We start from the raw sequence: 17,642 nt of genomic DNA, 5'->3' as shown, positions 1-17,642 counted from the left end.
GTGGCCCCCGCAAGCTCTTCAAAGATTGTTCAAGACGGCTTGCCGACTGACCTGCGGATTTGAGTGACAAACCCATGCCAAAACGTACAGACATAAAAAGCATCCTGATTCTCGGCGCTGGCCCGATTGTGATCGGCCAGGCCTGTGAATTCGACTACTCCGGCGCCCAGGCCTGTAAAGCCCTGCGCGAAGAGGGCTACCGCGTCATCCTGGTGAACTCCAACCCGGCCACCATCATGACCGACCCGGACATGGCCGACGCCACCTACATCGAGCCGATCAAGTGGCAGACGGTTGCCAAGATCATCGAGAAAGAGCGTCCAGACGCACTGCTGCCAACCATGGGCGGCCAGACTGCACTGAACTGCGCCCTGGACCTGGAGCGCGAAGGCGTGCTGGAAAAATTCGGCGTTGAGATGATCGGCGCGAATGCCGACACCATCGACAAGGCTGAAGACCGTTCGCGTTTCGACAAGGCCATGAAGTCCATCGGCCTTGACTGCCCGCGCTCCGGTATTGCCCACAGCATGGAAGAGGCCAACGCGGTTCTCGAAAAGCTGGGCTTCCCGTGCATCATTCGTCCGTCCTTCACCATGGGCGGCACCGGTGGCGGTATTGCTTACAACCGTGAAGAGTTCGAAGAAATCTGCGCGCGCGGTCTGGACCTGTCGCCGACTAAAGAACTGCTGATCGACGAATCCCTGATCGGCTGGAAAGAGTACGAAATGGAGGTTGTCCGCGATAAGAAGGACAACTGCATCATCGTCTGCTCCATCGAAAACTTCGACCCGATGGGCGTGCACACCGGTGACTCGATCACCGTTGCTCCGGCACAGACCCTGACGGACAAGGAATACCAGATCATGCGTAACGCCTCGTTGGCGGTATTGCGTGAGATCGGCGTTGAAACCGGCGGTTCCAACGTTCAGTTCGGTATCTGCCCGGACACCGGTCGTATGGTCGTGATCGAGATGAACCCGCGTGTGTCGCGTTCTTCGGCACTGGCATCGAAAGCGACCGGCTTCCCGATTGCGCGCATCGCTGCCAAGTTGGCGATCGGTTACACCTTGGACGAGCTGCAAAACGAAATCACGGGCGGCGCTACTCCGGCGTCCTTCGAGCCGTCTATCGACTACGTTGTGACCAAGCTGCCACGGTTTGCCTTCGAGAAATTCGCCAAGGCTGACGCGCGCCTGACCACCCAGATGAAATCCGTGGGTGAAGTCATGGCCATCGGCCGGACTTTCCAGGAATCCCTGCAGAAAGCCCTTCGCGGCCTGGAAGTGGGTGTTTGCGGCCTGGATGAAAAGCTCGACCTGAGCAACCCGGAAAGCATGAGCGTGCTCAAGCGCGAGCTGACCGTGCCGGGCGCCGAGCGCATCTGGTACGTGGCCGATGCTTTCCGCGCCGGCATGACCGTCGAGCAGATCTTCGGCATGAACATGATCGACCCTTGGTTCCTGGTGCAGATCGAAGACCTGATCAAGGAAGAAGAGAAGGTCAAGACCCTCGGTCTGTCCTCTATCGACCGCGACCTGATGTTCCGCCTCAAGCGCAAAGGCTTCTCCGACCAGCGTCTGGCCAAGCTGTTGGGTGTGACCGAGAAGAACCTGCGCACCCACCGCCACAAGCTGGAAATCTTCCCGGTCTACAAGCGCGTTGACACCTGCGCGGCCGAGTTCGCCACTGACACCGCGTACCTGTACTCCACTTACGAGGAAGAGTGCGAAGCCGCGCCGTCGGGCCGCGACAAGATCATTATCCTGGGCGGCGGGCCAAACCGTATCGGCCAGGGCATCGAGTTCGACTACTGCTGCGTACACGCCGCCCTCGCCCTGCGCGAAGATGGGTACGAGACCATCATGGTCAACTGCAACCCGGAAACCGTTTCCACTGACTACGACACTTCCGACCGTCTGTACTTCGAGCCGGTAACCCTGGAAGACGTGCTGGAAATCTGCCGCGTCGAGAAGCCAAAGGGCGTGATCGTCCAGTACGGCGGCCAAACCCCGCTGAAACTGGCTCGCGCACTGGAAGCAGCCGGCGTGCCGATCATCGGTACCAGCCCTGACGCTATCGACCGTGCCGAAGACCGTGAGCGCTTCCAGCAAATGGTTGAGCGCCTGAACCTGCGTCAGCCGCCTAACGCTACCGTGCGCAGCGAAGACGAAGCCATTCGTGCAGCCAGCAAGATCGGCTACCCGCTGGTGGTGCGTCCGTCCTACGTATTGGGCGGCCGTGCGATGGAAATCGTTTACGAAGAAGAAGAACTCAAGCGTTACCTGCGTGATGCGGTGAAAGTGTCCAACGACAGCCCGGTGCTGCTGGATCACTTCCTCAACTGCGCGATCGAAATGGACGTGGATGCGGTTTGCGACGGTACCGACGTCGTGATCGGCGCGATCATGCAGCACATCGAACAGGCGGGTGTTCACTCCGGTGACTCCGCATGCTCGCTGCCGCCGTACTCGCTGCCGGCGCACATCCAGGACGAGATGCGTGAACAGGTCAAGAAAATGGCCCTGGAACTGGGCGTTGTCGGCCTGATGAACGTTCAGTTGGCACTGCAAGGCGAAGACATCTACGTCATCGAAGTCAACCCGCGTGCTTCGCGTACCGTGCCATTTGTATCCAAGTGCATCGGTGTGTCCCTGGCCATGATCGCTGCCCGCGTGATGGCGGGTAAGACCCTGAAGGAAATCGGCTTCACCAAGGAAATCATTCCTAACTTCTACAGCGTGAAAGAGGCGGTGTTCCCATTCGCCAAATTCCCTGGTGTGGACCCGATCCTGGGCCCAGAGATGAAGTCCACCGGTGAAGTGATGGGTGTGGGCGACACTTTCGGTGAAGCATTCGCCAAGGCCCAGATGGGTGCCAGTGAAGTGCTGCCGACCGGTGGTACTGCATTCATCAGCGTGCGTGACGACGACAAACCGCTGGTTGCAGGCGTGGCCCGTGATCTGATCAACTTGGGCTTTGAAGTCGTGGCCACCGCTGGGACCGCCAAGCTGATCGAAGCTGCCGGCCTGAAAGTGCGTCGCGTGAACAAGGTGACGGAAGGCCGTCCGCATGTGGTCGACATGATCAAGAATGACGAAGTCACGCTGATCATCAACACCACCGAAGGTCGCCAGTCGATAGCGGATTCCTACTCCATTCGTCGTAATGCCTTGCAGCACAAGATCTACTGCACCACCACTATTGCTGCTGGCGAAGCCATCTGCGAAGCGCTCAAGTTCGGTCCGGAAAAGACCGTGCGTCGCTTGCAGGATCTACACGCAGGATTGAAGGCATGACCAAATACCCAATGACCGTCCAGGGCTTCAAGGCCCTGGAAGAGGAGCACGCCCATCTGACCAAGGTCGTCCGTCCAAAGCTGAGCCAGGACATCGGTACGGCCCGCGAGCTGGGTGACTTGAAGGAAAACGCCGAATACCACGCTGCTCGCGAGCAGCAGGGTATGGTTGAGGCGCGGATCCGTGATATCGAAGGCCGCCTGCAGAATTCGGTGGTGATCGACGTAACGACCATTACTAAAACCGGCAAGGTGATTTTCGGCACCACCGTGGAAATCGCCAACGTCGAAACGGACGAAAGCGTGGTTTACCAAATCGTCGGTGAGGACGAGGCTGACTTCAAACTCGGCAAGATCTCCGTCGGTTCACCACTGGCCCGCGCCTTGATCGCCAAGGAAGAGGGGGATGTGGTGACCGTTAAGACGCCAGGTGGCGTGACCGAGTACGAGATTGTTGAAGTCCGTCACGTCTGAAAGGCGGCGCCCGCTTCGCGCGGGTGCCATGCTTTGGCAGCTCGCCCAGATGCTTTGGGTGGGCGGCCTATGGTTGTTGCACATCGGTGTGTTGCCGGTGCTGGGCCTGATTGGCCTGGCGCCGCTGCTGATCGATGAGCTCAACGGAATGCTGAGTGCGCTGCTGGTCGGTTTTGCAGCGGCGTGCGTGACGCTCCAGGCATTGGTGCTGGTCAAGGCCGAGGGTTTGGGGAGCTTGTGGCGGGATATTCGCGGCCAACTGCTGTTGATGGCGCTCTATGCGTGCGCAATGTTTTGCGTGGTGCATGTGTGGCTGCCGCAAGCGTTGCGCTGGCAGCTATTCAGCTATCTTGTGCTAGGGTTCTCCGGCCTGGTGCTGGTTATACAGCCGGCGCCGGGATGGAGTGGCAGGGCGCGCGAAGCACGCCCGTGACCCTTGTTGTCATTTGACAGCTATTATTTGAAGCGGTGTACGTTCGACAGCTGCTTGTTGACGCTGAAGTTCTTGCGATACAGCAGCGCCATCTTGCCGATGACCTGAACCAGATCCGCTTTGCCGACCTTGCACAGTTCTGCAATGGCGGCCAAACGCGCTTCGCGGTCAAGGATGTTGACCTTGATCTTGATCAGTTCGTGATCGCCCAATGCGCGTTCAAGTTCGGCTAACACACCTTCAGTCAAACCGTTGTCTGCCACAATCAGAACTGGTTTCAGATGGTGGCCAATGGATTTGTACTGTTTCTTCTGCTCTTGAGTGAGCGGCATAATCTGACCCCTGCGTCTGATCTTGTAAAAAGCGGCGGCCAGTTTACCCGAGCGAGTCCGGGACCGCCCAGTTAATCACGACCCGTTTTATTTTCGAGGTGGCCCGTGGCCCGTTCCAAAACTAGTCTTAAGTGGCTGCAAGAGCATTTCAACGATCCTTACGTCAAAAAGGCGCAAAAGGACGGCTACCGTTCCCGGGCCAGCTACAAACTGCTGGAGATCCAGGACAAGGACAAATTGATTCGTCCAGGCATGAGCGTTATTGACCTTGGCGCAGCCCCTGGCGGTTGGTCCCAAGTGACCAGTCGTCTGATTGGTGGGCAAGGTCGACTGATCGCTTCCGATATTCTGGAAATGGACAGCATCCCGGATGTGACCTTTGTTCATGGTGACTTCACCCAGGACGCGGTGCTCGCACAGATCCTTGAAGCTGTGGGAAATTCGCAGGTAGACCTTGTGATTTCCGACATGGCCCCCAATATGAGTGGATTACCGGCTGTTGATATGCCGCGCGCGATGTTCCTTTGTGAGCTGGCGCTGGATTTGGCAGGTCGGGTTTTGCGTCCTGGCGGTGATTTTCTGGTGAAAGTCTTCCAGGGTGAAGGTTTTGACGAGTACCACAAGAACATCCGCAAGCTGTTCGACAAGGTGCAAACGCGCAAACCTGACTCTTCCCGAGACAGGTCTCGCGAGCAATACCTGCTGTGCCGCGGCTTCCGCGGTGTTGAAGGTGCAGCGAGTGAAGAGCGTTTTTGAGAAATTCGAGGAAGGCGATAGGTTTTTTTATATCGCTTTCGTCATGAAGCTTTACGAATATTGTGTAGTCAAAGTTTCACAAAGGGTTACAGACGGCGCCTGCCAGAGTTGTAGGTAATGTAGTAAGTTAGGCCGGTGAATATCATGCGAAGCGCGCGCCAGTAGCGGAGCTTGCTTCAGAGGGTAGTTAATTGAACGATATGGCAAAGAATCTGATCCTGTGGTTGATCATCGCGGCTGTCCTGGTGACGGTGATGAACAACTTCTCCAGCCCTAACGAGCCGCAGACCCTCAACTATTCCGACTTCATCCAGCAAGTTAAGGATGGCAAGGTCGAGCGCGTAGCGGTTGATGGCTACGTGATTACCGGCAAACGCAACGATGGCGACAGCTTCAAGACCATTCGTCCGGCAATTCAGGACAACGGTCTGATCGGCGACCTGGTGGATAACCATGTGGTTGTTGAAGGCAAGCAGCCTGAGCAGCAGAGCATCTGGACCCAGCTCCTGGTGGCCAGCTTCCCGATCCTGGTGATTATCGCCGTGTTCATGTTCTTCATGCGCCAGATGCAAGGTGGCGCGGGAGGCAAGGGCGGGCCGATGAGCTTCGGCAAGAGCAAGGCACGCCTGCTCTCCGAGGATCAGGTGAAGACCACCCTGGCTGACGTCGCAGGTTGTGATGAAGCCAAGGAAGAAGTCGGTGAGCTGGTTGAATTCCTGCGCGATCCGGGCAAGTTCCAGCGCCTGGGCGGCCGTATTCCTCGCGGCGTGCTGATGGTCGGCCCTCCGGGCACCGGTAAAACCTTGCTGGCCAAGGCGATTGCCGGCGAAGCCAAGGTGCCGTTCTTCACGATTTCCGGTTCTGACTTCGTCGAGATGTTTGTCGGTGTTGGTGCCAGCCGTGTTCGCGATATGTTCGAGCAGGCCAAGAAGCACGCCCCGTGCATCATTTTCATCGACGAAATCGACGCTGTTGGTCGCCATCGTGGTGCTGGCATGGGCGGTGGTCACGATGAGCGTGAGCAGACCCTCAACCAGTTGCTGGTGGAGATGGACGGCTTCGAAATGAATGACGGCATTATTGTCATCGCCGCCACCAACCGTCCGGACGTACTGGACCCTGCGCTGCTGCGTCCAGGCCGTTTCGACCGCCAGGTTGTGGTGGGTCTGCCGGACATCCGTGGTCGCGAACAGATTTTGAAAGTACACATGCGCAAAGTGCCGATGGGTGACGATGTGGCTCCGGCCGTGATTGCCCGTGGTACGCCAGGCTTCTCCGGTGCTGACCTGGCCAACCTGGTGAACGAGGCTTCGCTGTTCGCTGCCCGTACCGGCAAGCGCATCGTTGAAATGAAAGAGTTCGAACTGGCAAAAGACAAGATCATGATGGGCGCCGAGCGCAAATCCATGGTCATGTCCGAGAAAGAGAAGCAGAACACCGCTTATCACGAAGCCGGTCACGCCATTGTTGGTCGTGTGGTGCCTGAGCATGACCCGGTTTACAAGGTGTCGATCATTCCTCGTGGTCGGGCGCTGGGTGTCACCATGTTCCTGCCTGAAGAGGATCGTTACAGCCTCTCCAAGCGTGCGCTGATCAGTCAGATCTGCTCACTGTATGGTGGTCGTATTGCTGAAGAGATGACGCTTGGCTTTGATGGCGTCACCACCGGCGCCTCCAACGACATTATGCGTGCCAGTCAGATTGCGCGGAACATGGTGACCAAGTGGGGCTTGTCTGAAAAGCTTGGTCCCTTGATGTATGCCGAAGAAGAAGGCGAAGTGTTCCTGGGTCGTGGCGGTGGCGGTCAAGCTGCCAGCTTCTCGGGTGAAACGGCCAAGCTGATCGACTCCGAAGTGCGCAGCATCATTGACCAGTGCTACGGCACGGCCAAACAGATCCTGACCGACAACCGCGACAAGCTGGATGCCATGGCTGATGCGTTGATGAAGTACGAGACCATTGATGCCGACCAGATCGACGACATCATGGCGGGTCGTACACCTCGTGAGCCTCGTGATTGGGAAGGTGGTTCGGGCACTTCTGGTACTCCGCCAGTGGTTCAGAACGAGCGCCCTGAAGCCCCGATCGGCGGTCCGGCAGCTGACCACTAAGGTTTGAAATGACTTCTGCGTTGTCCTTAACCCGGTTGCCTTGCGGCAACCGGGTTCTTGATTTGGCCCATACACATGTCATGGGCATTCTTAATGTAACCCCCGATTCCTTTTCCGACGGTGGCCGCTTCAGTCAACTCGATGCCGCATTGCGTCATGCCGAGGCGATGGTGGCGGCTGGCGCGACCTTGATTGATGTGGGGGGTGAGTCGACTCGCCCGGGTGCTCGCGTTGTTTCTCCCCTTGAGGAGTTGGAGCGAGTGGCGCCAGTCGTCGAGCGCATTGCTCGCGAGCTGGATGTGATCATTTCGGTGGATACATCCACTCCGGCCGTGATGCGCGAGACAGCGCGCCTGGGGGCGGGACTCATCAACGATGTGCGCTCCCTGCAGCGGGACGGTGCCCTGGATGCAGCAGCGGCAACCGGTCTGCCGGTGTGCCTGATGCATATGCTGGGCGAGCCCGGCAATATGCAAGACAATCCGCACTATGACGATCTCGTGGGTGAAGTGAGTGGGTTTCTTGCTGAAAGGATCGCTCAGTGCACCAAGGTGGGAATCGCTGCCGAGAAGATCATCCTTGATCCCGGGTTTGGCTTTGCCAAGACCCTTCAGCACAATTTAAGCCTGTTCAAGCATATGGAAGCCTTGCATGCGCTTGGTCGGCCCCTGTTGGTCGGTGTTTCGCGCAAGAGCATGATAGGGCTTGCATTGAATCGTCCGGTGGGTGAGCGGTTGTACGGTGGCCTTGCTCTGGCAGCGCTTGCGGTTACCAAGGGCGCGCGTATCTTGCGTGTGCATGACGTCGCCGAGACTGTCGACGTAGTGCGTATGCTTGCCGCGGTAGAATCAGCCGAATAAGAACGATGGAGCACTTATGACTAAAAAATATTTTGGCACCGACGGTATCCGTGGTCGGGTCGGCGAATTTCCGATTACTCCTGATTTCATGCTCAAGCTGGGTTGGGCGGCAGGCATGGCGTTCCGCAGCATGGGCGCTTGCCGCATTCTGGTGGGCAAGGACACCCGTATTTCCGGTTACATGTTTGAGTCCGCGCTGGAGGCCGGCTTGTCCGCCGCAGGTGCTGACGTAATGCTGCTGGGGCCAATGCCGACACCGGCGATCGCTTACCTGACGCGTACCTTCCACGCTGAAGCCGGTATCGTGATCAGTGCCTCGCACAACCCTCATGATGACAATGGCATCAAGTTTTTCTCGGGGCAGGGCACCAAGTTGCCGGATGCAATCGAGCTGATGATCGAAGAGCTGCTGGATGCACCGATGACGGTGGTTGAGTCCAGCAAGCTGGGCAAGGTCTCGCGCATCAACGATGCGTCTGGCCGCTACATCGAGTTTTGCAAGAGCAGCGTGCCGACCAGTACCAATTTTGCCGGGCTGAAGCTTGTTGTCGATTGCGCCCATGGTGCGACCTACAAAGTGGCTCCGAGTGTATTCAAGGAGCTGGGCGCCGATGTGACGGTGCTGTCGGCTCAGCCGAATGGTTTGAATATCAACGAAAACTGCGGCTCCACCCATATGGAGCAGTTGCAGGCGGCTGTCCTGGCTGAGCATGCTGATCTTGGTATTGCGTTCGACGGAGATGGCGATCGTGTGCTGATGGTGGATCACACTGGGGCTATCGTGGATGGCGATGATTTGTTGTTCATCATTGCTCGCGACCTGCATGAGCGTGACAAGTTACAGGGCGGCGTCGTTGGCACCCTGATGAGCAACCTGGGGCTGGAACTGGCCTTGGCAGACCTTGGAATTCCCTTCGTGCGCGCCAATGTCGGTGACCGCTATGTGATCGCCGAACTGCTGGAGCGTAACTGGCAGGTGGGCGGTGAGAACTCGGGGCATGTGGTTTGCTTCCAGCACACGACGACTGGCGATGCGATTATTGCCGCCTTGCAGGTGCTGCTGTCCTTGCGTCGTCGTGAGGAGAGCCTTGCTCAGGCGCGCCAGGCGCTGCGTAAGTGCCCGCAGGTTTTGCTCAATGTGCGTTTTGCCGGTGGCGAAAACCCGATCGAGCACCCTGCGGTCAAAGACGCCTGCGAGCGCGTGACCCTGGCAATGGCGGGGCGTGGGCGGGTGTTACTGCGCAAGTCCGGCACGGAGCCTCTGGTGCGCGTCATGGTCGAAGGTGAAGATGAAACACAGGTTCGCGGCCATGCCGAAGACCTGGCAAAACTGGTAACTGAAATTTGCGCCTGAATTCGGCTTGCCAGTGTTGATGTGGTTGGGTAACATCTGCGCCCACTTTGACCGACGGGGTACAGCATGCGTCGCACTATGGTAGCTGGTAACTGGAAGATGCACGGTACCCGCGCCAGTGTCGCTGAGCTGATCAATGGCCTTCGTCACTTGGCCTTGCCTAGCGGTGTTGATGTTGCGGTTTTCCCGCCTTGCTTGCATATCAACCAAGTGGTTGATGGCTTGAAAGGTAAGTCGATTCAGGTCGGCGCGCAGAATTCTGCGGTGGAGCCCATGCAAGGTGCTTTGACCGGTGAGATTTCGCCGAGTCAGTTGGTAGATGCGGGTTGTTCCTATGTGCTTGTCGGGCACTCCGAGCGCCGTCAGATGATGGGCGAGCGTGATGGGACACTTAATCGCAAGTTCGCAGCGGCACAGGCTTGTGGCTTGATTCCGGTGTTGTGCATAGGGGAGACCCTTGAGCAGCGTGAATCGGGTAAAACTCTTGAAGTTGTCTCGCGTCAGCTGGGCAGCATCATCGAGGAGCTGGGTGTTGGTGCGTTTGCAAAGGCAGTAATTGCTTACGAGCCGGTCTGGGCCATTGGCACCGGGCTGACTGCTACACCGCAACAGGCGCAGGATGTGCACGCAGCCATTCGCGCACAGTTGGCGGCAGAGAATTCTGAGGTCGCGCAAGGTGTGCGGCTTCTATACGGCGGCAGCGTGAAGGCGGCCAATGCGGTCGAACTGTTCGGCATGCCGGATATCGATGGGGGGCTCATTGGTGGAGCTTCCCTGAATGCAGATGAGTTCGGTGCGATTTGTCGCGCCGCGGGAAACTGAAAAAATGCTGGAAACAGTCGTAGTCGTTTTTCATCTGTTGGCTGCCCTGGGCGTAGTTGCCCTGGTTTTGTTGCAACAGGGTAAAGGTGCGGATGCTGGTGCGTCTTTCGGTGCAGGTGCTTCAAATACTGTGTTCGGAAGCCAAGGTTCCTCTACCTTTCTTAGTAAGTTTACTGCTATACTTGCCGCCGGTTTCTTCATAACCAGCTTGGGGTTAGGTTACTTTGCTAAAGAGAAAGCTCATGTGCTGACTCAAGTAGGTCTCCCAAACCCAGCAGTGTTGGAAGTACCAAAAGCAAAACCGGCTTCTGATGATGTCCCGGTGCTTCAAGAGCAAAAGTCGGCTACTCCAGCGACTGACGTGCCTCCAGCTCAAGAGCAGAAGTAAGAAGGGTTGTAAACGCTGTATTGCCGAGGTGGTGGAATTGGTAGACACGCAACCTTGAGGTGGTTGTGCCCATAGGGTGTAGGGGTTCGAGTCCCCTTCTCGGTACCAATTATCAGGAGAGCCCGCTGTTGCGGGCTTTCTTGTAGGTGGAAGGTTACATTGACCCTGTAAGGGATCGGTCGTATACTTCCGCCCCAGCTTTGTCGCGGGGTGGAGCAGTCTGGTAGCTCGTCGGGCTCATAACCCGAAGGTCGTCGGTTCAAATCCGGCCCCCGCAACCAGTTTTAGCGGAGCCCCTTTTAAGGGGCTTTTTGTTAGCTGGACACTTTCAACGCCGCTATTCGACGGCGTTTCAAGGATGGGCGTTTCGCCCATTTTTTTATTTTGCACAGCATGCACATACATGCACGAGGGGGTTCAGGTGTCGAGCAAGCTAGAAGAGTTGCAGGCCTTGTTGGCCCCGGTGGTCGTGGCCCTAGGCTATGAATGCTGGGGTATTGAGTTTTCGGCTCAAGGTCGCCACTCAATGTTGCGCGTTTATATCGATAAAGAGGGCGGTGTGCTGGTGGACGATTGTGCCATTGTCAGCCGTCAGATCAGCGGTGTCCTGGATGTTGAAGATCCAATCTCCGTTGAATATACCCTCGAAGTTTCCTCGCCAGGCATGGAACGCCCACTGTTCACTATTGATCAGTTTGCAAAATTTGCCGGTGAACAAGTGAAGATCAAGCTGCGCTCCCCGTTCGAAGGGCGACGCAACTTTCAGGGCCTTCTGCGCGGTGTAGAAGAACAGGATGTCGTGGTGCAGGTAGAAGACCATGAATTCCTGTTGCCGATCGATATGATCGACAAGGCCAACATTATTCCCAGTTTTGACTGAGACGCGGATCCCGCGGATCCAATGGCTTGCGAAAGGCGAGGCGTACGATGAGCAAAGAAGTACTGCTGGTTGTTGAGTCGGTATCCAATGAAAAGGGCGTACCGGCAAACGTGATTTTTGAAGCGCTGGAGCTGGCCCTGGCCACTGCTACCAAAAAGCGTTTTGAAGACGAAGTGGATCTGCGTGTGGAAATCAACCGCCACACCGGTGCCTATGAGACTTTCCGTCGCTGGACGGTCGTCGAAGAAGCCGATCTTGATGATCCGGCCATCGAAACCTGGCCGAGCAAGGTTGCCGAAACGCACCCTGGCGCTCAGGTAGGTGATGTCGTCGAAGAAAAGATCGAATCGATCGAGTTCGGCCGTATTGCTGCACAGACCGCCAAGCAGGTCATCGTGCAGAAGGTTCGCGAAGCCGAGCGCGCTCAAGTCGTTGACGCTTATCGCGAGCGCCTGGGTGAAATTATCTCCGGCACCGTGAAAAAAGTCACCCGCGACAACGTGATCGTCGACCTGGGTAACAACGCAGAAGCGTTGCTGGCCCGCGAAGACATCATCTCTCGCGAAACCTTCCGGGTTGGCGTACGTCTGCGTGCGCTGCTCAAGGAAATCCGCACCGAGAACCGCGGCCCTCAGTTGATCCTGTCGCGTACCGCGCCGGAAATGCTGATCGAGCTGTTCCGTATTGAAGTGCCGGAAATCGCCGAAGGCCTGATCGAAGTCATGGCTGCGTCCCGCGACCCGGGTTCGCGCGCCAAGATCGCGGTCCGCTCCAAGGACAAACGCATTGACCCGCAAGGTGCTTGCATTGGTATGCGCGGTTCGCGCGTCCAGGCAGTGTCGGGCGAGTTGGGCGGTGAGCGTGTGGACATCGTCCTGTGGGACGATAACCCGGCGCAGTTCGTGATCAACGCCATGTCGCCAGCTGAAGTGGCGGCAATTATCGTTGACGAAGATGCCCATGCAATGGACATCGCCGTTGGCGCAGACAATCTGGCTCAGGCCATTGGTCGTGGTGGTCAGAACGTGCGTCTGGCCAGCCAACTGACCGGTTGGACCCTGAACGTGATGACCGAATCGGACATCCAGGCTAAGCAGCAAGCTGAAACCGGTGACATCCTGCGCAACTTCATCGACGAGCTGGAAGTCGACGAAGACCTGGCGCAGGTGCTGGTAGATGAAGGCTTCACCAGCCTGGAAGAGATTGCCTACGTACCGTTGGAAGAAATGCTCAACATCGACGGCTTTGACGAAGACACCGTCAACGAGCTTCGCGCTCGGGCCAAGGATCGTTTGTTGACTAAAGCCATCGCTACTGAGGAAAAGCTGGCAGACGCCCATCCGGCCGAAGACCTGCTCTCGCTTGAGGGTATGGACAAGGATTTGGCGATGGAACTGGCGGTGCGCGGCGTAATTACCCGCGAAGACCTGGCCGAGCAGTCTATTGACGATCTGCTCGACATCGACGGCATTGACGATGATCGTGCCGGCAAGTTGATCATGGCCGCCCGAGCCCATTGGTTCGAGTAACTAGGCGCGGCCTGAGGAGAGAAGTGCATGACGCAAGTCACGGTGAAACAACTGGCCGATGAGGTCAAAACACCGGTAGAGCGCCTGTTGCAGCAGATGCGTGAGGCAGGTCTGCCGCACACCGCCGCCGATGAAGGTGTGAGCGACAGTGAGAAGCAGTCTTTGCTGACTCACTTGAAGAGCAGCCACAAGGCGAAAGTGGAAGAACCGCGCAAGATTACATTGCAGCGCAAAACCACCAGCACCTTGCGTGTTGCTGGTAGCAAGAGCATCAGCGTTGAAGTACGCAAGAAGAAAGTCTTCGTACAGCGCAGCCCGGAAGAAATTGAAGCCGAGCGCAAACGCGAACTGGAAGAACGTCGCGCAGTAGAAAATGCTGCTCGTCAGAAGGCTGAAGAAGAAGCCAAGCGTCGCGCCGAAGAAGAAGCGCGTCGCCAGCCTGCTGCTGCGCAACCTGCTGCCACTGAGGCGGTCGCCGCGCCTGTTGAAGCTGTGCGTGAGGCCGCTCCGGTTGCCGCTGCACCTGCTCCTGCAGCTGACGCTCGCAAGCGTGACGAACCTCGTCGTCCGGACAAACCACGTGCCGACGATAATAATCGTCGCGGTGGTGGTGGCGATGGCGAGCGTAAAAACGCTCCGCATCGTGCCTCGGTCAAAGAGAAAGCGCCTGCTCCACGCGTTGCCCCTCGTACTACCGACGAAGAAAGCGATGGCTTCCGTCGTGGTGGTCGCGGCAAGGCCAAGCTGAAAAAGCGTAACGCCCACGGTTTCCAGAGCCCAACCGGCCCTGTCGTGCGTGATGTGCAGATCGGCGAGACCATCACTGTTGGCGATCTCGCCAATCAGATGTCGGTCAAGGCTGCTGAAATCATCAAGTTCATGTTCAAACTGGGTACTCCAGCGACCATCAACCAGGTGCTTGATCAGGAAACTGCTCAACTGGTAGCCGAAGAACTGGGCCACAAAGTGACCCTGGTCAGCGATACCGCTCTGGAAGACTCCCTGGCCGAGTCCTTGAAGTTTGAAGGTGAGACGTTCTCCCGTGCGCCAGTCGTGACCGTAATGGGCCACGTTGACCATGGTAAGACGTCGCTGCTCGATTACATTCGTCGTGCCAAGGTAGCTGCTGGCGAAGCCGGCGGTATCACCCAGCACATCGGCGCGTACCACGTTGAAACCGAACGCGGCATGGTTACTTTCCTCGACACCCCAGGTCACGCCGCGTTTACCGCAATGCGTGCCCGTGGTGCCAAGGCGACTGACATCGTGATCCTGGTTGTTGCAGCGGACGACGGCGTGATGCCGCAGACCATTGAAGCTGTCCAGCACGCCAAGGCTGCTGGTGTTCCACTGGTTGTTGCAGTGAACAAAATCGACAAGCCGGGCGCCGATCTTGATCGCATCCGTAGCGAACTGTCGGTTCACGGCGTGACGTCCGAAGAGTGGGGCGGTGATACGCCGTTTGTCTCGGTCTCGGCGAAAGTCGGTACCGGTGTAGACGAACTGCTCGAAGCAGTCCTGCTGCAAGCTGAAGTACTCGAACTGAAAGCCACTCCATCGGCCCCGGGTCGTGGCGTTGTGGTTGAATCGCGTCTCGACAAAGGTCGTGGCCCGGTTGCAACCGTACTGGTTCAAGACGGTACCCTGCGCCAAGGCGACATGGTGCTGGTCGGTTCGAACTACGGCCGTGTACGTGCCATGCTCGACGAGAACGGCAAGCCAATCAAAGAAGCCGGTCCTTCCATCCCTGTCGAGATCCTCGGCCTGGACGGTACTCCGGACGCTGGCGACGAGATGAGCGTAGTTGCTGACGAGAAGAAAGCCCGTGAAGTGGCTCTGTTCCGTCAAGGCAAGTTCCGCGAAGTCAAACTGGCTCGTGCTCACGCCGGCAAGCTGGAAAACATCTTTGAGAACATGGGTCAGGCAGAGAAGAAGACGCTCAACATCGTCCTCAAATCTGACGTTCGTGGTTCTCTCGAAGCGTTGAACGGCGCCTTGAACGGCCTGGGTAACGACGAAGTGCAAGTGCGTGTTGTCGGTGGCGGTGTCGGTGGTATCACCGAGTCCGACGCCAACCTGGCACTGGCTTCCAACGCTGTACTGTTCGGTTTCAACGTGCGTGCCGATGCTGGCGCTCGCAAGATCGTCGAGCAGGAAGGCCTGGACATGCGTTACTACAACGTCATCTACGACATCATCGAAGACGTCAAGAAAGCCCTTACCGGCATGCTTGGCAGTGACGTCCGGGAGAACATCCTGGGTGTTGCCGAGGTCCGTGACGTGTTCCGTTCGCCGAAATTCGGCGCGATTGCCGGCTGTATGGTTATCGAAGGCACTGTGCACCGTAACCGTCCAATCCGTGTACTGCGTGAAGACATCGTTATCTTCGAAGGCGAGCTGGAATCCCTGCGCCGCTTCAAGGATGACGCTTCTGAAGTACGTGCCGGCATGGAATGCGGTATCGGCGTCAAGAGCTACAACGACGTCAAGGCTGGCGACAAGATCGAAGTCTACGAGAAGGTTCAGGTTGCTCGCAGCCTCTAACTCGCGCACTTCCGGAGCCACGCAACGTGTGGGCATGCAGATGCCCCGCGCAGCGTACGGACTCTAAACGCAACGCCCGGTCTGGCTTTTGTCAGGCCGGGCGTTTGCCGCTTTCAGACCCCACGGGTTTCACCGTGTGGCAGTAACAGGTAACAAGACATGGCAAAAGAATACAGCCGTACCCAGCGTATCGGCGATCAAATGCAGCGCGAGTTGGCCCAGCTGATCCGTCGCGAAGTCAAAGACCCACGCGTTGGCCTGGTCACCATCACCGCCGTTGAAGTGAGCCGTGACGTTGGTCACGCGAAAATTTTCATCACCGTGATGGGGCAGGACAGCAGCGAAGAAATCGCGCAAAGCATCAAGGTGCTGAATTCGGCTGCAGGCTTCCTGCGCATGCAGTTGGCCCGTGAAATGAAGCTGCGCAGCGTGCCTCAGTTGCATTTCCACTACGACGAAAGCGTCGTGCGTGGTGCGCACCTGTCGGCACTGATCGAGCGCGCCGTGGCGGAAGACAGCCAGCACCCGTCCACACCTGAAGACGCCAAGGAGTAAGCGGTGGCTCAGGTCAAACGTATCCGTCGCAACGTCAGCGGCATCATTCTGCTCGACAAGCCCATTGGCTTTACCTCCAATGCCGCTTTGCAGAAGGTTCGCTGGTTGCTCAACGCCGAGAAGGCCGGGCATACCGGCAGCCTCGATCCCTTGGCCACCGGCGTATTGCCGTTGTGCTTTGGTGAGGCCACCAAGTTCTCGCAATACCTGCTCGATTCCGACAAGGGTTACGAAACCCTGATGCAACTGGGCAAGACCACCACCACGGCCGATGCCGAGGGTGATGTTTTGCAGGTTCGCGACGTGACCGTTGGTCGTGCTGATATTGAAGCTGCTTTACCCGGTTTTCGTGGGCAAATCAGTCAGATACCCCCGATGTACTCGGCGCTCAAGCGTGATGGGCAGCCTCTTTACAAGCTGGCACGTGCGGGCGAAGTAGTGGAGCGCGAACCGCGTTCTGTTACTATTGCCCGCTTGGAATTGCTCGCCTGTGAGGGCGACACTGCCCGCTTGGCCGTGGATTGCAGCAAAGGCACCTATATCCGTACCCTGGTGGAAGATATTGGTGAACAGCTCGGTTGCGGCGCGTACGTTGCAGAACTGCGACGCACGCAGGCAGGGCCTTTCAGCCTTGCCCAGACGGTCACGCTGGAAGAGTTGGAAGCGGTACATGCCGAAGGCGGCAATGAAGCAGTTGATCGCTTCCTGATGCCATCGGACAGCGGTTTGCTGGACTGGCCATTGCTGCACTTCTCGGAGCACAGCGCGTTCTACTGGCTAAACGGCCAGCCGGTACGCGCTCCGGACGCTCCGAAGTTCGGTATGGTGCGGGTACAAGATCATAACGGTCGCTTTATCGGTATCGGTGAAGTGAGCGAAGACGGGCGCATCGCGCCACGTCGACTAATTCGGTCAGAATGACCGGACGAGTGTGGCTGTTAACAGGCACGGTCAACACTCATTTTTAGATACAGGGATTTGTCCCTGGCCTGTTGAAACTGCCCTTTGGGTGGTTTCCTGAAAAAAGGATTGCCTCATGGCTCTCGACGTTCAAGAAAAAGCACAAATCGTTGCTGACTATCAGCAAGCTGTTGGTGACACTGGTTCGCCAGAAGTGCAAGTTGCACTGCTGACCCACAACATCAACAAGCTGCAAGGTCACTTCAAGGCCAACGGTAAAGATCACCACTCCCGTCGTGGTCTGATCCGCATGGTAAACCAGCGCCGTAAGCTGCTGGACTACCTGAAAGGCAAGGATCTGGGTCGTTATCAGACTCTGATCGGTCGCCTGGGTCTGCGTCGCTAATAA

16 protein-coding genes and 2 tRNA genes are annotated in these 17,642 nt (G+C 57.4%); 17 read left to right on the top strand and 1 reads right to left on the bottom strand.

Going from position 1 to position 17,642, the window contains the following annotated elements:
- The first annotated feature begins 74 nt into the window (after positions 1-74).
- Genes carB through A7D21_RS20010 form a run of 3 tightly spaced genes read left to right on the top strand, consistent with a single transcriptional unit; the run spans position 75 to position 4,202 of the window.
- Entirely contained in the window at positions 75-3,296 is a 3,222-nt protein-coding gene (gene carB, locus A7D21_RS20020) for a carbamoyl-phosphate synthase large subunit (RefSeq protein WP_017139259.1), read from the top strand.
- On the top strand, positions 3,293-3,769 hold the full coding sequence (gene greA / locus A7D21_RS20015; protein WP_069552500.1) for a transcription elongation factor GreA: 477 nt from the start codon (positions 3,293-3,295) through the stop codon (positions 3,767-3,769). Before carB ends, greA begins: the two co-directional genes overlap by 4 nt.
- A 28-nt stretch (positions 3,770-3,797) precedes the next feature.
- Positions 3,798-4,202: a hypothetical protein gene (locus tag A7D21_RS20010; protein WP_053258077.1), complete on the top strand. Its 405-nt coding sequence runs from the start codon at positions 3,798-3,800 to the stop codon at positions 4,200-4,202.
- Positions 4,203-4,225: 23 nt separating this feature from the next.
- Here the strand turns inward: A7D21_RS20010 and A7D21_RS20005 are convergent, their stop codons facing one another.
- The gene (locus A7D21_RS20005; protein WP_017139256.1) at positions 4,226-4,534 is read right to left on the bottom strand and encodes a YhbY family RNA-binding protein; all 309 of its coding nucleotides are present in this window, start codon (positions 4,532-4,534) and stop codon (positions 4,226-4,228) included.
- A gap of 105 nt (positions 4,535-4,639) precedes the next feature.
- On the opposite strand from A7D21_RS20005, the gene rlmE reads away from it, so the two are divergent.
- The 14 genes from rlmE to rpsO all read left to right on the top strand — a co-directional run bounded on the left by rlmE (position 4,640) and on the right by rpsO (position 17,639).
- Positions 4,640-5,290, top strand: coding sequence for a 23S rRNA (uridine(2552)-2'-O)-methyltransferase RlmE (gene rlmE, locus A7D21_RS20000; protein WP_032862906.1), 651 nt, complete (start codon positions 4,640-4,642; stop codon positions 5,288-5,290).
- Between the two features lie 200 nt (positions 5,291-5,490).
- A complete protein-coding gene (gene ftsH / locus A7D21_RS19995) occupies positions 5,491-7,401 on the top strand; it encodes an ATP-dependent zinc metalloprotease FtsH (RefSeq protein ID WP_017478564.1) in 1,911 nt (636 codons plus the stop codon).
- An 8-nt stretch (positions 7,402-7,409) separates the two neighbouring features.
- Positions 7,410-8,261 carry a dihydropteroate synthase gene (folP, locus tag A7D21_RS19990; RefSeq protein WP_069552499.1) on the top strand — a complete coding sequence of 284 codons (852 nt, stop codon included), beginning with the start codon at positions 7,410-7,412 and terminating at the stop codon, positions 8,259-8,261.
- Between the two features lie 16 nt (positions 8,262-8,277).
- On the top strand, positions 8,278-9,615 hold the full coding sequence (glmM, locus tag A7D21_RS19985; protein ID WP_053258075.1) for a phosphoglucosamine mutase: 1,338 nt from the start codon (positions 8,278-8,280) through the stop codon (positions 9,613-9,615).
- 66 nt (positions 9,616-9,681) lie between these two features.
- Positions 9,682-10,437, top strand: coding sequence for a triose-phosphate isomerase (tpiA, locus tag A7D21_RS19980; RefSeq protein ID WP_003194193.1), 756 nt, complete (start codon positions 9,682-9,684; stop codon positions 10,435-10,437).
- A 4-nt stretch (positions 10,438-10,441) separates the two neighbouring features.
- Positions 10,442-10,825, top strand: a complete 384-nt coding sequence (gene secG / locus A7D21_RS19975) for a preprotein translocase subunit SecG (protein ID WP_010206600.1) — start codon at positions 10,442-10,444, stop codon at positions 10,823-10,825.
- A gap of 22 nt (positions 10,826-10,847) precedes the next feature.
- Positions 10,848-10,933: transfer RNA gene (locus A7D21_RS19970), tRNA-Leu, on the top strand.
- Between the two features lie 96 nt (positions 10,934-11,029).
- A tRNA-Met gene (locus tag A7D21_RS19965) sits at positions 11,030-11,106 on the top strand.
- A 140-nt stretch (positions 11,107-11,246) separates the two neighbouring features.
- Complete coding sequence (gene rimP, locus A7D21_RS19960; RefSeq protein WP_003235029.1) at positions 11,247-11,705, top strand: ribosome maturation factor RimP; 459 nt, start codon at positions 11,247-11,249, stop codon at positions 11,703-11,705.
- Between the two features lie 47 nt (positions 11,706-11,752).
- Complete coding sequence (nusA, locus tag A7D21_RS19955; protein ID WP_003212187.1) at positions 11,753-13,234, top strand: transcription termination factor NusA; 1,482 nt, start codon at positions 11,753-11,755, stop codon at positions 13,232-13,234.
- A gap of 27 nt (positions 13,235-13,261) precedes the next feature.
- Positions 13,262-15,778: a translation initiation factor IF-2 gene (gene infB, locus A7D21_RS19950; protein WP_069552498.1), complete on the top strand. Its 2,517-nt coding sequence runs from the start codon at positions 13,262-13,264 to the stop codon at positions 15,776-15,778.
- 159 nt (positions 15,779-15,937) lie between these two features.
- Complete coding sequence (gene rbfA / locus A7D21_RS19945; protein ID WP_016973761.1) at positions 15,938-16,333, top strand: 30S ribosome-binding factor RbfA; 396 nt, start codon at positions 15,938-15,940, stop codon at positions 16,331-16,333.
- A 3-nt stretch (positions 16,334-16,336) separates the two neighbouring features.
- Positions 16,337-17,254 carry a tRNA pseudouridine(55) synthase TruB gene (gene truB, locus A7D21_RS19940; RefSeq protein ID WP_003235022.1) on the top strand — a complete coding sequence of 306 codons (918 nt, stop codon included), beginning with the start codon at positions 16,337-16,339 and terminating at the stop codon, positions 17,252-17,254.
- 115 nt (positions 17,255-17,369) lie between these two features.
- A complete protein-coding gene (gene rpsO / locus A7D21_RS19935; RefSeq protein WP_003177875.1) occupies positions 17,370-17,639 on the top strand; it encodes a 30S ribosomal protein S15 in 270 nt (89 codons plus the stop codon).
- Positions 17,640-17,642: the final 3 nt, after the last annotated feature.

The sequence above is a fragment of the Pseudomonas sp. AP19 genome (assembly GCF_001728855.1).
In the GTDB taxonomy this organism is placed as follows: Bacteria; Pseudomonadota; Gammaproteobacteria; order Pseudomonadales; family Pseudomonadaceae; genus Aquipseudomonas; species Aquipseudomonas fluorescens.
Note: the sequence above shows the minus strand (reverse complement) of the source record. Positions and strands in the feature narration are given on the sequence as shown.

Excerpts from the sequence above, each read along its gene's own strand:
- carB (WP_017139259.1), top strand. The coding sequence starts at position 75 with ATGCCAAAACGTACAGACATAAAAAGCATCCTGATTCTCGGCGCTGGC.
- greA (WP_069552500.1), top strand. The coding sequence starts at position 3,293 with ATGACCAAATACCCAATGACCGTCCAGGGCTTCAAGGCCCTGGAAGAG.
- A7D21_RS20010 (WP_053258077.1), top strand. The coding sequence starts at position 3,798 with ATGCTTTGGCAGCTCGCCCAGATGCTTTGGGTGGGCGGCCTATGGTTG.
- A7D21_RS20005 (WP_017139256.1), bottom strand. The coding sequence starts at position 4,534 with ATGCCGCTCACTCAAGAGCAGAAGAAACAGTACAAATCCATTGGCCAC.
- ftsH (WP_017478564.1), top strand. The coding sequence starts at position 5,491 with ATGGCAAAGAATCTGATCCTGTGGTTGATCATCGCGGCTGTCCTGGTG.
- folP (WP_069552499.1), top strand. The coding sequence starts at position 7,410 with ATGACTTCTGCGTTGTCCTTAACCCGGTTGCCTTGCGGCAACCGGGTT.
- glmM (WP_053258075.1), top strand. The coding sequence starts at position 8,278 with ATGACTAAAAAATATTTTGGCACCGACGGTATCCGTGGTCGGGTCGGC.
- tpiA (WP_003194193.1), top strand. The coding sequence starts at position 9,682 with ATGCGTCGCACTATGGTAGCTGGTAACTGGAAGATGCACGGTACCCGC.
- secG (WP_010206600.1), top strand. The coding sequence starts at position 10,442 with ATGCTGGAAACAGTCGTAGTCGTTTTTCATCTGTTGGCTGCCCTGGGC.
- nusA (WP_003212187.1), top strand. The coding sequence starts at position 11,753 with ATGAGCAAAGAAGTACTGCTGGTTGTTGAGTCGGTATCCAATGAAAAG.
- infB (WP_069552498.1), top strand. The coding sequence starts at position 13,262 with ATGACGCAAGTCACGGTGAAACAACTGGCCGATGAGGTCAAAACACCG.
- rbfA (WP_016973761.1), top strand. The coding sequence starts at position 15,938 with ATGGCAAAAGAATACAGCCGTACCCAGCGTATCGGCGATCAAATGCAG.
- rpsO (WP_003177875.1), top strand. The coding sequence starts at position 17,370 with ATGGCTCTCGACGTTCAAGAAAAAGCACAAATCGTTGCTGACTATCAG.